The sequence below is a fragment of the Chlorogloeopsis sp. ULAP01 genome (genome assembly GCF_030381805.1).
Lineage (GTDB): Bacteria > Cyanobacteriota > Cyanobacteriia > Cyanobacteriales > Nostocaceae > Chlorogloeopsis.
Window position 1 is genome coordinate 163,155 of record NZ_JAUDRH010000018.1, and the last position, 13,715, is coordinate 176,869.

Genomic DNA, 13,715 nt, shown 5'->3' on the forward strand with positions numbered 1-13,715 from the left:
AAATCTATATAGATTGTTTTAACAAAGTATAACGCATCAAAACGTCTGAAATTTTTACAAAAATCCAATCGTATTTCTATATAAGTATCAATATTATCACAGCCCGACTTATACTATTTCACGAAAAGGCTGATATGGATGTACCCCATCGTCTACGGCACCTCCCCTTACTAAGGGGAGGTTGGGAGGGGTTGAATATGAATCACTCAAAAAGTGAAATGGGATTAGATAGTTGTATAACTTGTCCTACTAATTATTTAAGCGTCTACCAAAAGTATGGTAATTTTTTAGATTTTGTTAATTGCATCTAACTCATCAAACCTTTCCTAAGAAAGACGATTATCTTTCTTTTCTCTTCATAGCATCTAATTAGTTTAACTTTTAACATTCTCTTTTGAGAACTTCCACCAAGAAGGAGGAAATAATGAAGCTGAATATGATGTTGTTTTGGATAACACTATCGTTTGTGATTGTAGGAGCGATGGCGCTACTTCTCCAGCCTAGTATTGATTTTCATTGATGCTGCTCATGCAAACAACTAGATCCCAACAAGATTTTACCTCCTCTATATCCAAACCTTACACAATGGAGGACTGGCGGGGAGCTAACCGTTCCTTGACACAAGAATTTGACTATTGGATTGAAGATGTAGAAGGAGAAATTCCTACAGATATTAACGGTACTCTATATCGTAATGGCCCTGGGCTACTAGATATCTTTGGTCGGCCTGTTCATCACCCTTTTGATGGAGATGGCATGGTGTGTGCGATTTCCTTCTCAAACGGACGTGCTCATTTTCGCAATCGCTTTGTGCGTACAGAAGGTTATTGTGCAGAACAAGCAGCAAGACGAATGCTGTATAGGGGAGTTTTTGGTACTGAAAAACCGGGAGGCTGGCTGGCAAATGCTTTTGACTTGAGAAAGAAAAACGTTGCCAACACTAACATCATTTACTGGGGTGGAAAATTACTAGCCCTTTGGGAAGCTTCTCATCCTCATCGTCTGGAGCCGCAGACATTAGAGACTTTAGGCATCGAAACTCTAGATGGTTTGCTGAATAAAGATTCGCCCTTTGCAGCCCATCCGATGATAGATCCAGGCGATGCAAGTCGAGAACCACGCTTAGTCACCTTTGCTATCAAACCAGGCCCATTGACAACTATTATTGTTTATGAGCTAGATTTGACGGGTAAGGTTGTACAAAAACACGACCACAAAATCCCAGGCTTTGCCTTTATCCACGACTTTGCCATCACGCCTAACTATTGTCTGTTCTTTCAAAACCCTGTTTCTTTTAATCCTCTGCCCTATATATTGGGGTTTCGAGGTGCGGCAGAATGTATCAAATTTCAAGAGCAAAACCCGACGAAAATTTGGGTAATTCCTCGCGAGCCGTCACAATCAGCACAATGTATTCTTGCCGATCCCTGTTTTGTTTTCCATCATGCCAACGCCTTTGAGCAAGGTGAAGAAATCATTGTAGATTCGATTTGTTACGAAACCTTTCCTGGTGTCGATCATAACCTTAATTATCAGGAAACTGATTTTGATAGCCGTCCTCCAGCACAACTTTGGCGTTTTCAAATTGATGTGAAAACGCAGACATCACTACGGCATCAAGTTGATAAACGTGCTTGTGAATTTCCGTTTATTCATCCCGCACTCATTGGTAAACATCATCGTTGGATATTTTTAGCAGCTGCCCATCAACCAGAAGGAGATGCTCCCCAGCAAGCAATTATTAAAGTAAATCCGGAATCTGGCGAACAGCAATTTTGGAGTACGGCACCCAAGGGATTTGTGGGTGAACCTGTCTTTGTACCTCGTGCCTCCTATATTGAGACACAAGGGAGCGAAGATGATGGTTGGGTGTTTACACTAGTTTATAACGCTGCTCATAACCGTACCGACGTGGTAATTCTAGATGGCAAGAATTTAGAAAAGGGGCCGATCGCCAATTTACATCTTAAACACCACATCCCCTACGGATTGCATGGTAGCTTTACTTCTCAAGTGGAAGACAGTGATTAGTTTATGTCTGGCAGTCACAACCATAGTCATAGTCACAAACAGTTGAATTACAATCGTGCCTTTGCGATCGGACTAATCCTTAATGCTGGATTTGTCATTGTAGAGGCAACCTACGGTTTTTTGTCTAACTCTTTGGCGCTTGTGGCTGATGCCGGACACAATTTAAGTGATGTTTTGGGGTTAGTGCTGGCTTGGGGAGCAAGTTTCCTGTCTCATCGCCCACCTACCCAACGCTACACCTATGGACTCCGTCGTTCTTCGATTTTAGCTGCCCTGTTAAATGCTATTATCCTGCTGTTGGTAATGGGGGGAATTGGTTGGGAAGCAATTCGCCGCTTCAGCAATCCTAGCCCTATCCCCGGTAGCGTAGTTATAGGAGTGGCGATCGCAGGAGTGATCATCAACACGATCACTGCCTTAATGTTTCTTTCTGGTCGTAAACGAGACATCAATATCCGTGGTGCATTTTTACATATGGCTGCTGATGCTATGGTGTCTCTTGGTGTTGTCTTAGCAGGTGTTGCTATTTTGACAACAGGTTGGTTGTGGTTCGACCCTGCAATTAGTTTAATTGTGGTTGTAGTTGTTGTTATTAATAGCTGGCAACTTCTTTGGGAATCTCTTAACTTAGCACTCGATGCCGTTCCCATCGGCATTGAATTTCTTGCTGTTCGTACTTATTTGAGCGAACTACCAGGTGTAACAGAAGTTCATGATTTACATATTTGGGGAATGAGTTCTTCAGAAGTAGCTTTAACTGCCCATTTAGTGATACCAAATGGACATCCAGGAGATGCATTTTTGGCTAAGATTGTCCAAGAACTCCACGATAATTTTGGCATTGAACACACAACTATTCAATTAGAAATTGGCGATCCAAATAATCCTTGTGTTTTAGCTCCACATAACCTTGTTTAAGTTTATGGTTATTAGAAAGATTATTCTTTGGGTAATTTGGTTGGGATTTGTCGCCTACACTCTTTGGTTAGCTCCCCTAGATCAAGCTGACACCTGGCCTTTAGGATGGAAATTGTTAACACTCCAATGGGGTAAACTCAATACTTTTATCTCGGTGATTTTTACTTTGATGGGGGTTTGGCCGATGATTTACGGCGCGATGATGTTTGCTGATGGCAGAATTCAAAACTTTCGCGTTTGGCCATATTTCCTCGGCTCAAACTTTACTGGAGTAATTTGCCTTTTACCATATTTAATTTTCCGCAAATCTAATCAAGAATTTTATGGAAAAATAGATAAATGGCTGCGATTTTTTGACCGACGTTCAACAGGATTTTTTCTTTTAGTTGGTACTATTGCTCTCTTAGTTTATGCAGTCACAACTGGAGATTGGCAGGACTACATTCGTCAATTTCAGACTAGGCATTTTGTACATTTGATTAGTATCGACTTTTGTTTGATGTGTCTGATATTCCCCATCACCTCTTTATTTGAGGATGACATGGCACGTAGAGGAATTAAAGATACTCGCATTTTTTGGGTGGTGGCACTCTTACCTTTGTTTGGCCCATTATTTTACCTTTGCTTGCGTCCACCTTTAATGGAAACTCTAGAAGAATCAAAAAATACCGAAATAAAAAATAAATTTGCTCCCTCAGGTGTTTAGTAATTAAAGCAAAGTATAGACAAAAGAAGGGTATTAGGTACTGGTGATAGGGTATCAAGAATTGGGTACAAAAGAGGACAGGGGGACACACACAGAGAGATTTCCCTACATCTCTCCTTAGCACCTCTTCCTAATCCTAATCCTTATTACTTGTTTCGATTGAGAAATTATTTATACAAGTTCCTGCCGAAAAATGAGGAGGAATTGAGATTAATTAAATTCCTACCAACGGGTAAGTCCTATCTATGCTTCCAGAAAGAGGATAACACGTCTTTTATTTTTTACGATAGATTCAAGTTTAATTTAAGATTAAATAATCGGAGTGGACTGATGACTTATAACAATATAGAACAATCATCTGAAGAAAATAGAAGTAACAATGTAGAGCAATTGCAGCAAGAAAGCCAAAGTAACAACACAGAAGAATTACAACAGGAAAGTAGAAGCAACAATCAACAGGAATTGCCAGAAGAAATCAGAGGAGAAAACTTGCCTCAAGAAGCTCAACAAATTTATGTTGCTGCTCTCAAAGCTGCAAAAAGTGACGGTATCAGTGAAGAGGGCGCTCGTCAAATAGCTTTGAATAGCGTCCACGAGATGTTTGAAAAAGGTTTAGATGGTCAATGGTATGCCAAAGGTGAAGTTACCGCTCAACATCACAAAGCTGTAACCTCTGGCGGTAACTAAATTTATTATAAATATATGTTAGATTTGAAGCGGTTTGTGATTTATACAAGCCGCTTTTTAATTATTTTCATAGTAAGTCTTAAGTGAGTACAAAAATTGACTAGATAAATACTAATTTTGTCTATTTTGCGGGTTAATTCAGGATTTTAAGCTTATGGATTCGGCAGATAATTATATTGAAGAACAACACAATGATCCAAGAAGTACTGAAGAGTTAATCAAAATTGCACTGGCACAAGAGAATGAATATACTTTTAGAGATATTGTCAGTGTTTTACATTTCCGTGGTAGCTTAGAAGTATTTGAAGCAGCATCGAGGTTATGTAAAAGTCAAAACCCTAAGGAAAGAGAGTTAGGGGTTGATATATTAGGACAGCTAGGAATACCAAAAAGGTCTTTTCCTTATGAATCAGTGAATATACTTCTCCAACTGCTTGAGAAAGAAGAAGATACTGAAGTTCTCGGTGCGATTGGAGTTGCTTTAGGTCATCTTAAGGATTCTAGAGGGATAAAACCATTAGTTAAATTAAAAAATCATTCTAGTGCCAATGTCCGTTTTGGTGTCGTTTTTGGCTTACTATCCCAAACAGATGAGCTAGCAATTAATACGCTAATTGATTTATCGACAGACGAAGATGCGGATGTGAGAAATTGGGCCACTTTTGGATTAGGCTCAATGATAGAAATAAATACACCAGCTATTAGGAATGCTTTGTTTAAACGTCTCATAGATGAGAAGAATAAAACTGAAACTGAAAGTGAAATTCGTGGAGAAGCATTACTAGGTTTAGCGATCAGACGAGATGAAAGAGTCGTAAATTTATTAATAGAAGAGCTTACTTCTAACTGGGTTGGTAAATTAGCTGTAGAAGCAGCAAAAGAAGTTGGAGACTCAAGATTATATACAGTTTTAATACGCTTGAAAGAGTGGTGGAATATGGATAATAACCTATTGGCAGAGGCTATTGACAATTGCAAACCAGAAAAATTAGATCATAGAGATGCTCTTTGAAAAGGACGGAATTAGCATTCACCTTATGCAAGAAGATATCCATGATTATCAATTAATGGCGAAATGGCTAACTGATGAAAAAGTATTGGAATTTTATGAAGGTAGAGATAATCCTTTTCCATTAGAAAGAATTATAGAAACATACCAACCTTTAGTTAGAGGATACGATCCAGTTGTACCTTGTCTGTTCTACTATCAAAATATCCCCATTGGTTACATACAGTATTATTCAGTTAATGACTTACCTGAAACCGACAGGCAAAAGTATTGTCTGGAAAATACTGATTTTATCTACGGTATTGATTTATTTATAGGCGAAAGCACCTGTTGGAATAAAGGAATTGGCACGAAAGTTGTGTCAGGAATTGTAGACTATCTTTTTGAGCAATTACAAGCTGTTAAAGTAGTTATAGATCCAGATGTGAAGAATATTCGCGCTATTCGTTGCTATGAGAAATGCGGTTTCATAAAAGTAAAGCTTTTGCCAAAACATGAACTGCACGAAGGGAAATACCAGGATAACTGGTTGATGGTAATAGAGCGAAAGAAATCATTACACTGATAGAAGTTGCCCTACTGGGATTGACTGCCCATTAGACACATGACCGAACAAAGAGCTAGAATTTGTATCCTGGGTGGAGGCTTTGGTGGTCTCTACACCGCCTTACGGTTAAGCCAGTTACCTTGGCAACCGTTGTCAAAACCTGAAATAGTTTTGGTAGATCAAAGCGATCGCTTTGTTTTTTCTCCCCTCCTCTACGAACTACTGACTGGGGAACTACAATCTTGGGAAATTGCCCCTCCCTTTGAAGAACTTTTACAAGACACAGGTGTGCGTTTTTATCAGGCTACTGTGTCGGGAATTGATATATATCAACGCCAAGTACACTTACACGATGGGCCAGCAATCAATTATGATCGTCTGGTGCTGGCGCTGGGTGGCGAAACACCCCTAGATATCGTGCCAGGAGCTACAGCTTATGCATACACATTCCGAACTATTACAGATGCGTATCGTTTAGAAGAACGCCTGCGAGTATTGGAAGAATCAGATGCAGATAAAATTCGAGTAGCAATTGTTGGCGGTGGTTATAGTGGTGTTGAACTAGCTTGTAAATTAGCAGACAGACTGGGGCAAAAAGGACGTTTTCGATTAATTGAATTGACAGATCAAATTTTGCGTACTTCTCCAGAGTTTAATCGCCAAGCAGCAAAAAAAGCCTTGGATGAACAAGGTGTATTTATTGACTTGGAAACCAAGGTAGTATCAATGGGGCAAGATACTATTTCCTTAGAATATAAGGGTCAAGTAGATATTATTCCCGTAGATTTAGTCATTTGGACAGTAGGAACACAAGTTGCACCTGTAGTACGAAATCTTGGTCTTAAACAGAATCAACGTGGGCAAATTACCACTACACCCACTTTACAAGTCCTTGATCATCCAGAAATTTTTGCTTTAGGAGATTTAGCAGACTGTCGAGATGCAGAAGGACAGCAAGTACCTGCTACTGCTCAAGCAGCTTTTCAACAAGCCGATTATGCTGGTTGGAATGTTTGGGCAAGCCTAAGCGATCGCCCCTTACTTCCTTTGCGCTATCAGCACTTAGGTGAGATGATGACACTAGGGATAGATAGTGCTACCTTCAGTGGTTTGGGCATCACTTTGGAAGGGACTTTAGCTTATATAGCTCGTCGTCTAGCCTATCTCTATCGCTTACCGACTTTAGATCATAAACTTAAAGTTGGTTTTAACTGGTTAGCTCGTCCTATTATAGAGACACTCTCAAAATAAATTTAAGTAACTGAGTGTAGATAAACATAATCTACGAGGCTCGTTAGTAGTTAGTAGAGGCAAACGACCGAAAGGCCGTATATTTAGTTGGTTGTTAATTATCACCCACTATCCACTCTCTACTATCCACTAACAGTCACCACGAGAAATGTGTTGATTTCTGCCGCCGAATGTAAGTAGCTAAAATCCAAAATCCAAAGTTGTCAAAGGTTGATGAAACGACCGAAAGTTATTTTTTTAGATGCTGTTGGCACACTCTTCAACGTTAAGGGCAGTGTGGGTGAGGTTTATAGTCAATTAGCACAGGAATTTGGCGTCGAAGTTTCAGCCGAAATTTTGAATAAAACATTCATCTCTAGCTTTAAAGCTGCACCGCCACCTGTATTTCCAAATACACAAGAGCAAGATATTCTCCAGTACGAGTTTGATTGGTGGTTGAATATAGCCTCTAAAACCTTTGAGCAAGCAGGTGTTTTAGACAAATTTTCCGACTTTTCGGCTTTTTTTAGCGAAATTTACATCCACTTTGGCACTGCCGAACCGTGGTTTTTGTATACCGATGTTTTACCAGCATTGACAAACTGGCGGCAGATGGGAATCGAATTAGGAATAGTATCGAATTTTGATTCTCGCCTTTATTCAGTATTGCAGGCTTTAGAACTGAGAGATTTTTTCAGTTCTATAACTATTTCTACCCAAGCAGGTGCCGCTAAACCCGATCCCAAAATTTTTACAATCGCCTTAGAAAAACATAACTGCCCCCCTGCCGCAGCATGGCACATTGGGGACAGTTTTACAGAAGATTATCACGGAGCAAAGGCAGCAGGATTAAGAGGCATTTGGATTAACCGTGAAAGTTAGTAATCAGTAGCTATTAGCCATTAGCTATTAGCTATTAACAATTAACCTTTAAACCAACTGCTTTGCTTCTTCTTCTAGTAGCTGAATCAGGTGTTGATTTCCTTGTTCTTTGGCTACTTGCAAGCGATGTTCCAAATTACGTTGGATATGTACCAGATGAGTTCTTGCTAAATCCTCAGTCAATTTTTTGCGTTTGGTGACGGTTGCTTCAGTTTTAGTAGCAGTACGCTGTTTCCGGTGCGTCATCGCTTCTACGTCTAGCGGATCGCCAATATGATAAGGAACACTACGATACTTCAACTCAGCTACTGGTTGAGGTACGGGAATATGTCTGGGATAACGACGCTCCCAAGTTGCACCACGGTACTTACCACCAACTTCTTCTGGGGTTAGTTCCACGGTTAAAGGATTGTGTTCATAATCAACACCGCGATAAGTAAGTTTCATCTGCTTCGCCTCGCTTTAAATTTGTTGCTGCTTCTATTGGAATTAAATGAGGCGCGTTCCTTCAGGATTTCTCCTTACTTCCGTCTTCTGAACTGAGTTTCATACCAAATAATATTCACAGGTGTTCAAAGCAAAGCTATGTTTACAGCCTGATACTCTTCGCCTGGAAGTATTATGTAGACTCTCTCATTTCAGGAGATGAACGATTTTTCTGTATCTATTGTAACCATTTTTTTGTAATGTCAATAAATTATAACTAAAATTTGAGAACTAGCACCTCTGTTCTAAGTCTTACTTCTTCTGGCAGAAGCGATCGCCCTTTGAGGCTCACTGAGAAGAAGAGGAGGAGATTGGGGGAGGAAGAGATGAGGAAGATAGGGAGGATGGGGAAGAATTTACTCTTACACTTTCTCAACTCTCTCAACTCCTTGTCCCCTTATCCTAATTCCCTTCTGCCCTCTCTCTGCCTACCTGCGCTCTTGCAGCGACTTCTGCAAGTAGACGCGGAGCGGCGACTGCCTCCTGCCTTCTACTTAATGCCTGCGCTTCAGCCAACTTGTAAAACTTGCACTTGTTCTCCTGGAGAAATTAAAGTTTGACCTTCTATTAAAATTCCTAGAGCATTTGTTTGGGCAAGATTAATTAAATTGCCAGAACTTTGGTTTCCGCCTGCAAGTTGAAATTCGTATACTCCATCTTGTAAACGCAACTTACCCCAAACATAAGTTTCGCGCTTGCCATCTGATCGCAACTCATGGCGAGTAAATGCCTTAACAAATTTTGGTTGCCAACCTTCGCTGATTCCAGAAAGTTTTTTGATTGTCGGTTGTACAAATCGCCAAAAAGTTACCAATGCCGAAACAGGATTTCCTGGCAAACCAAAATATAATCGTGGAGTAGACATCTGATTTTCTTGAAAAGATGCAACCGTAAGTGGTTTACCTGGTTTCATTGCTACGGCACGAATGTGAATTTTCCCTCCCAAAGACTCAATAATTTGTTCAACATAGTCATAATCTCCCACGGAGACGCCACCAGAAGAAATGATGATATCAGCTTTTGATATGGCATGAGTGATCGCCTCAGAGATAGCGATCGCTTCATCAGGGATAATTCCTAACATCAGTGGTTCTGCCCCACTCTGCCTTACCAAAGCTGCGAGAGCATACTGGTTGGAATCGACAATTTGTCCGGGTTGTAGGGGTTGTTCAGGAGTAACCAGTTCATTTCCTGTAGACAAAATTGCTACGTATGGGCGGCGATAAACTTTTACTTGACTACATTGAGCAGCAGCTAAAACGGCTATTTCTGGAGCACTCAGCATTATTCCCGCAGGTAGTAATTGTGTACCCGCTTTGTAGTAAGAGGCACGATATCTGACAAATTCTTGTGGTTTTGGTGCAGCTAGGATTGATACCCGATTGTTCTGTCGCTGCGTTCGTTCTTGCATCACTATAGTATCCGCGCCTGCTGGCATTACCGCACCAGTGAAAATTCGCGCTGCTTGCCCTGGTTGAATAGTTGATTGGGGCTGATATCCGGCAGGGATTTCCTCAACAATTTCTAAGGTAATTGGGTGTTCTTGACTGGTGTACTGCACATCTGTGTAACGCACTGCATAACCATCCATTGCTGAATTATCCCAATGGGGAAAGTCAAGCTGACTCGTTACAGGAGAAGCTAGAACGCGGCTATTGGCTGCTAGTAAATCTACAACTTCTGTATCGCGTTCAGGATCTAACGGCTGTACCAAATTAAAAATAGTTGTTTCTGCATCTTGAACTGACAGCATGGTAAATAACTAGCAACAAAAGGAGATGATGGACAGATGTATATTTATATCATTATCTTTGTGAAACTGCGCCAAATTTCTTTCTTTGTGTCCTACCCTTACGGGTAGACACGTAGACGGACGTAGTCCGGCTTCAAGGTAGAGTAGTGGCTTCTGTAGACGGGCTTTGCCCGGCTTCCCGTAGGGTAAGTAGCCGCTCCGCGTCTAATGCGTCCTTTGTGGTTCGTTCCTCATATTGTTCCGTTAGAATTGTGTATTTACCGAACCAAAAATATATGAGGTTTCCACACCTTTTCTTAACTATAAATCATGGTCGGCAATCATCATTAACTAAGTGATAAAAACCGAATTTACGCCCTAATTAATTACTAATAATATAGTAATCAAAGCAAGGATTTAACTCTTGCATTGATTGGTGGGAACAACAAAACTAACTCTAGGAAATAGACAATATGATTATTCGTTACAATCCCTGGCAAGAAATTAACACTCTCCAAAAACAAATCAACAGTTTATTTGAAGATACAAGAGTACCAACAACATTGTTTGCAAAAGATTCTATCAAAGTTCCTGCGGCAGAATTGCAAGAAACAAAAGATGCTATCCACTTGAAGTTAGAACTGCCAGGAATTGAAGCTAAAGACTTGGATGTGAAGGTTACAGAAAATGCCGTATATGTTAGCGGTGAGCGCAAGTCTGAAAATAAAACTGAAGATAAAGGCTATACTCGCACTGAATTCCATTACGGCAAATTTCAACGTGTAATTCCTCTACCTGCTAAAATTCAAAATACTGATGTAAAAGCAGAATACAAAGATGGTATTTTGAATTTATCACTGCCCAAAACTCAAGCAGAAAAGAATAAAGTCGTCAAAGTAAATTTGGAGCAAGACGCTGCTTAATTGACTTTAAATATCTATCAGTTAGCTGAGACTGAACAAATAACTTAAAAACTTAGTACCTCGTGTAATAGTGTGATGTGAAATTAAGCTTGGTTAGAGCAAACTAGCCAAGCTTTTTTTGTTATTACTCAGTGGCATATGCAAAAAGGTTGAATTTACATAGGATGACTATTTGATTTTTGAACAACACGTAGGGTGTGTTATTGCAAAGCGTAACGCACCCTACAAATACTGATTCCTATATCACTATGAATTGGGGAGTATTCTGTTTTTGCAAAAATCCCTACACCCTTCTAGGATATGGCGTCAAAATTGTGATGCTCCATCAATCGTGAGTTCTAAAGTGTAAGTTTTTTATTGGTTAAAAAACTATAGTAAAATTGCTACGATAATTATGAGTTTTACACCAATTTTAAGGTTCTATTTCTGGCCAAAGTCGCTCTAATTGACGTCGCCAAGCAGCTAAAGTTTCTTCTCTTCCTTGTGAAGTTTGATTTTCGTCTCCCATTAAACCTTCTGCGTAAAAACGTTCCAGGTTTTGCATGGTAAACTCTAGAGTTTGACCTTGCATTTTTGCTGCTAAGATAATTTGTCGAACGCGACTTTCAACTAACCGATTAAAGACATCATCTAAACCAACTTCTTGTAAAGAAATAAGTTGAGCGATCGCATCACGCAAATCTTCTACACTTAAACTACTACAGTTATGCTGAAATACCCCCCAGATTACACCTTGGTGTGAGGCATAGCGTACTTGGAGAGTTTCATCAAAGTTGGCTTCTAAAAACTGTTCTAAAAATGGTCTAGCCTGTTGTGCTGGTACAATAGGTAGCAAAACTCGCAACCAACTTTCATCATCCGAAAGTAGTACTAATAAACGAAAAGCAGGAGTTTCTACTTGCCAAGAACCAGGTGCGATCGCAACAGTTGCCTCTGCACTAAATAATTCTGCCAGTGTACCTGCAATTTCTGTAGGTGTCATAATCATTTTTTTGCGTCATTATCTAGCCTACCGCAGCTTAGGTATTCTTGCGATCGTTAATTAAAAATAAGCTCCTCGACTTCTTAAAGAAGTAGGAGATCTGTGTCTTTTAATCATTTATTTTCTTATAAATTAAAAATACTGAACCAATTGGCCCTGTATTTTCTACATAAATTTTATTATCATAAAATAATCCTGGAGATTGACCTCCATCAAATAACATACCTTCTTGAATTTTACCTAAACAATTCTGACGGGTAATTCCTTCTAATACATCATCAAACATATCTGGTAAAAGTTCTTGATTGAGTTGAGAAACTTCAATATCTGAATTAGCTTTAATATCATTAACTAAGAAAACTACATAACCTTTGTTAGTAATTGCTACCATTGAGCGATTGGTTGCAACTTTACAAGCAAATTCACCTAAATTTACACAAATATCTTTGAACTGACCACTACTATAAAATCTACCATTACCACCCACAATATTGTAGTTGAGAATATCATTATTTCTTCTTCCTGTCTGAATCGTGGCTTGGCGTTGCTGTGGTTTGCCTGCTGAAATTCCGAAGGAAGATCGCTTATTTTTAAATGCACCTGAATATTCGTATCCACGAGAAATATTTAATCCTTGGGGTTTATTTTCAGTATCTATATAATCGGCATTAATCGCCGCAATCGGTGCTTGCCCGTTTAACTTAGCATTTTCACCAGTAATTAATTCATTAAACATTTTTGGCACATATGCTTTGCGCAGTTTTCCCTGATTATCTTTTGCATAAAGACGATGAGCCAAACCAACATTCACTTTAAAATCTAGTGCTTCAGATTTGGGATTAAAAATGATTACATGATTAATTCCTCTTACAGATTTTTTCCCTTGATTATCAGTCTTGAAAAAACTAATACTGAATTTTTCATCTTCTCCAGGACATTTTTGAGATGCTTCTGTTGCTGAATTGAACTCAATTTCTTGACAACCAGATAATAAACCTATAGTAACTATTAAGATAGACAACCAAAATAGATGTTTGATGTACATATTGTTTATAACTTTGACTTTTTAGTTGAACTTTACGGACATAAGGAGTTAAAGTAAAGCCTTGTAAAGGCTTTTTGGCACCTTACTAATAAGTTTTATGAATAAAGCTGTTGTCTGGGTACATGGAGACTGCTTAAGTCCGTACAACCCCGCATTACAAGAATATACTGATGCACCTGCTATTTGGGTATGGGACGATGTGTTAATAGAGGAATGGCAACTTAGTCTCAAACGCATCGCTTTTATCTACGAATGCTTATTAGAGTTACCCATAATTATCCGACGCGGTAATGTAGCGCAAGAAGTTTTAGCTTTTGCGAAAGAGCATAATGCCAATAAAGTAGTAACATCAGATAGCCCAAGTCCTCGCTTTAGTGCTATTTACGATGAAATTGAACTTTCTGTAGAATTAGAAATTTTTGAAGTAGAGCCGTTTTTTGATTATGACGGATATATTGACCTTAAGCGTTTCTCTCGATACTGGAAAGTCGCTGAAAGGTATGTATTTGAATAATTACAGGATTTCTTTTTCTAATC

The 13,715-nt window shown here is 39.3% G+C and carries 14 protein-coding genes; 10 read left to right on the top strand and 4 right to left on the bottom strand.

The features are described 5' to 3' along the window. The first annotated feature begins 528 nt into the window (after positions 1–528). From QUB80_RS30150 to QUB80_RS30185, 8 genes are all read left to right on the top strand, one after another. Entirely contained in the window at positions 529–2,031 is a 1,503-nt protein-coding gene (locus QUB80_RS30150; RefSeq protein ID WP_289793139.1) for a carotenoid oxygenase family protein, read from the top strand. 3 nt (positions 2,032–2,034) lie between these two features. After that, positions 2,035–2,949 (top strand): cation diffusion facilitator family transporter, encoded by a 915-nt coding sequence (locus tag QUB80_RS30155; RefSeq protein ID WP_289793140.1) that lies wholly within the window; start codon positions 2,035–2,037, stop codon positions 2,947–2,949. A 4-nt stretch (positions 2,950–2,953) separates the two neighbouring features. Further along, entirely contained in the window at positions 2,954–3,655 is a 702-nt protein-coding gene (locus QUB80_RS30160; RefSeq protein WP_289793141.1) for a DUF2834 domain-containing protein, read from the top strand. 330 nt (positions 3,656–3,985) lie between these two features. After that, the gene (locus tag QUB80_RS30165; RefSeq protein ID WP_289793142.1) at positions 3,986–4,342 is read left to right on the top strand and encodes a ChaB family protein; all 357 of its coding nucleotides are present in this window, start codon (positions 3,986–3,988) and stop codon (positions 4,340–4,342) included. Between the two features lie 154 nt (positions 4,343–4,496). Next, complete coding sequence (locus QUB80_RS30170; protein WP_289793143.1) at positions 4,497–5,354, top strand: HEAT repeat domain-containing protein; 858 nt, start codon at positions 4,497–4,499, stop codon at positions 5,352–5,354. Next, positions 5,344–5,916 carry a GNAT family N-acetyltransferase gene (locus QUB80_RS30175; RefSeq protein ID WP_289793144.1) on the top strand — a complete coding sequence of 191 codons (573 nt, stop codon included), beginning with the start codon at positions 5,344–5,346 and terminating at the stop codon, positions 5,914–5,916. Before QUB80_RS30170 ends, QUB80_RS30175 begins: the two co-directional genes overlap by 11 nt. 39 nt (positions 5,917–5,955) lie before the next feature. Then, positions 5,956–7,149, top strand: coding sequence for an NAD(P)/FAD-dependent oxidoreductase (locus tag QUB80_RS30180; RefSeq protein ID WP_289793145.1), 1,194 nt, complete (start codon positions 5,956–5,958; stop codon positions 7,147–7,149). A gap of 213 nt (positions 7,150–7,362) precedes the next feature. After that, positions 7,363–8,010 carry an HAD-IA family hydrolase gene (locus QUB80_RS30185; protein WP_289793146.1) on the top strand — a complete coding sequence of 216 codons (648 nt, stop codon included), beginning with the start codon at positions 7,363–7,365 and terminating at the stop codon, positions 8,008–8,010. A 48-nt stretch (positions 8,011–8,058) separates the two neighbouring features. Here QUB80_RS30185 and QUB80_RS30190 read toward each other — a convergent pair whose 3' ends face one another. Next, a complete protein-coding gene (locus tag QUB80_RS30190; RefSeq protein ID WP_289793147.1) occupies positions 8,059–8,457 on the bottom strand; it encodes a DUF4278 domain-containing protein in 399 nt (132 codons plus the stop codon). A gap of 547 nt (positions 8,458–9,004) precedes the next feature. Then, a complete protein-coding gene (locus tag QUB80_RS30195) occupies positions 9,005–10,249 on the bottom strand; it encodes a molybdopterin molybdotransferase MoeA (protein ID WP_289793148.1) in 1,245 nt (414 codons plus the stop codon). Between the two features lie 452 nt (positions 10,250–10,701). Here QUB80_RS30195 and QUB80_RS30200 point away from each other — a divergent pair, with 452 nt between their 5' ends. Continuing rightward, positions 10,702–11,151, top strand: coding sequence for an Hsp20/alpha crystallin family protein (locus tag QUB80_RS30200; RefSeq protein ID WP_289793149.1), 450 nt, complete (start codon positions 10,702–10,704; stop codon positions 11,149–11,151). 412 nt (positions 11,152–11,563) lie between these two features. On the opposite strand, the gene QUB80_RS30205 is transcribed toward QUB80_RS30200, so the two are convergent. Together QUB80_RS30205 and QUB80_RS30210 are read right to left on the bottom strand one after the other, a co-directional pair. After that, a complete protein-coding gene (locus tag QUB80_RS30205) occupies positions 11,564–12,133 on the bottom strand; it encodes a hypothetical protein (RefSeq protein WP_289793150.1) in 570 nt (189 codons plus the stop codon). A gap of 109 nt (positions 12,134–12,242) precedes the next feature. Beyond that, positions 12,243–13,178 (bottom strand): phosphodiester glycosidase family protein, encoded by a 936-nt coding sequence (locus tag QUB80_RS30210; protein ID WP_289793151.1) that lies wholly within the window; start codon positions 13,176–13,178, stop codon positions 12,243–12,245. Between the two features lie 97 nt (positions 13,179–13,275). Here QUB80_RS30210 and QUB80_RS30215 point away from each other — a divergent pair, with 97 nt between their 5' ends. Next, positions 13,276–13,692, top strand: a complete 417-nt coding sequence (locus QUB80_RS30215) for a hypothetical protein (protein ID WP_289793152.1) — start codon at positions 13,276–13,278, stop codon at positions 13,690–13,692. Positions 13,693–13,715: the final 23 nt, after the last annotated feature.

Excerpts from the sequence above, each read along its gene's own strand:
- QUB80_RS30185 (WP_289793146.1), top strand. The coding sequence starts at position 7,363 with ATGAAACGACCGAAAGTTATTTTTTTAGATGCTGTTGGCACACTCTTC.
- QUB80_RS30165 (WP_289793142.1), top strand. The coding sequence starts at position 3,986 with ATGACTTATAACAATATAGAACAATCATCTGAAGAAAATAGAAGTAAC.
- QUB80_RS30210 (WP_289793151.1), bottom strand. The coding sequence starts at position 13,178 with ATGTACATCAAACATCTATTTTGGTTGTCTATCTTAATAGTTACTATA.
- QUB80_RS30170 (WP_289793143.1), top strand. The coding sequence starts at position 4,497 with ATGGATTCGGCAGATAATTATATTGAAGAACAACACAATGATCCAAGA.
- QUB80_RS30155 (WP_289793140.1), top strand. The coding sequence starts at position 2,035 with ATGTCTGGCAGTCACAACCATAGTCATAGTCACAAACAGTTGAATTAC.
- QUB80_RS30200 (WP_289793149.1), top strand. The coding sequence starts at position 10,702 with ATGATTATTCGTTACAATCCCTGGCAAGAAATTAACACTCTCCAAAAA.
- QUB80_RS30150 (WP_289793139.1), top strand. The coding sequence starts at position 529 with ATGCAAACAACTAGATCCCAACAAGATTTTACCTCCTCTATATCCAAA.
- QUB80_RS30195 (WP_289793148.1), bottom strand. The coding sequence starts at position 10,249 with ATGCTGTCAGTTCAAGATGCAGAAACAACTATTTTTAATTTGGTACAG.
- QUB80_RS30215 (WP_289793152.1), top strand. The coding sequence starts at position 13,276 with ATGAATAAAGCTGTTGTCTGGGTACATGGAGACTGCTTAAGTCCGTAC.
- QUB80_RS30180 (WP_289793145.1), top strand. The coding sequence starts at position 5,956 with ATGACCGAACAAAGAGCTAGAATTTGTATCCTGGGTGGAGGCTTTGGT.
- QUB80_RS30205 (WP_289793150.1), bottom strand. The coding sequence starts at position 12,133 with ATGACACCTACAGAAATTGCAGGTACACTGGCAGAATTATTTAGTGCA.
- QUB80_RS30190 (WP_289793147.1), bottom strand. The coding sequence starts at position 8,457 with ATGAAACTTACTTATCGCGGTGTTGATTATGAACACAATCCTTTAACC.
- QUB80_RS30160 (WP_289793141.1), top strand. The coding sequence starts at position 2,954 with ATGGTTATTAGAAAGATTATTCTTTGGGTAATTTGGTTGGGATTTGTC.
- QUB80_RS30175 (WP_289793144.1), top strand. The coding sequence starts at position 5,344 with ATGCTCTTTGAAAAGGACGGAATTAGCATTCACCTTATGCAAGAAGAT.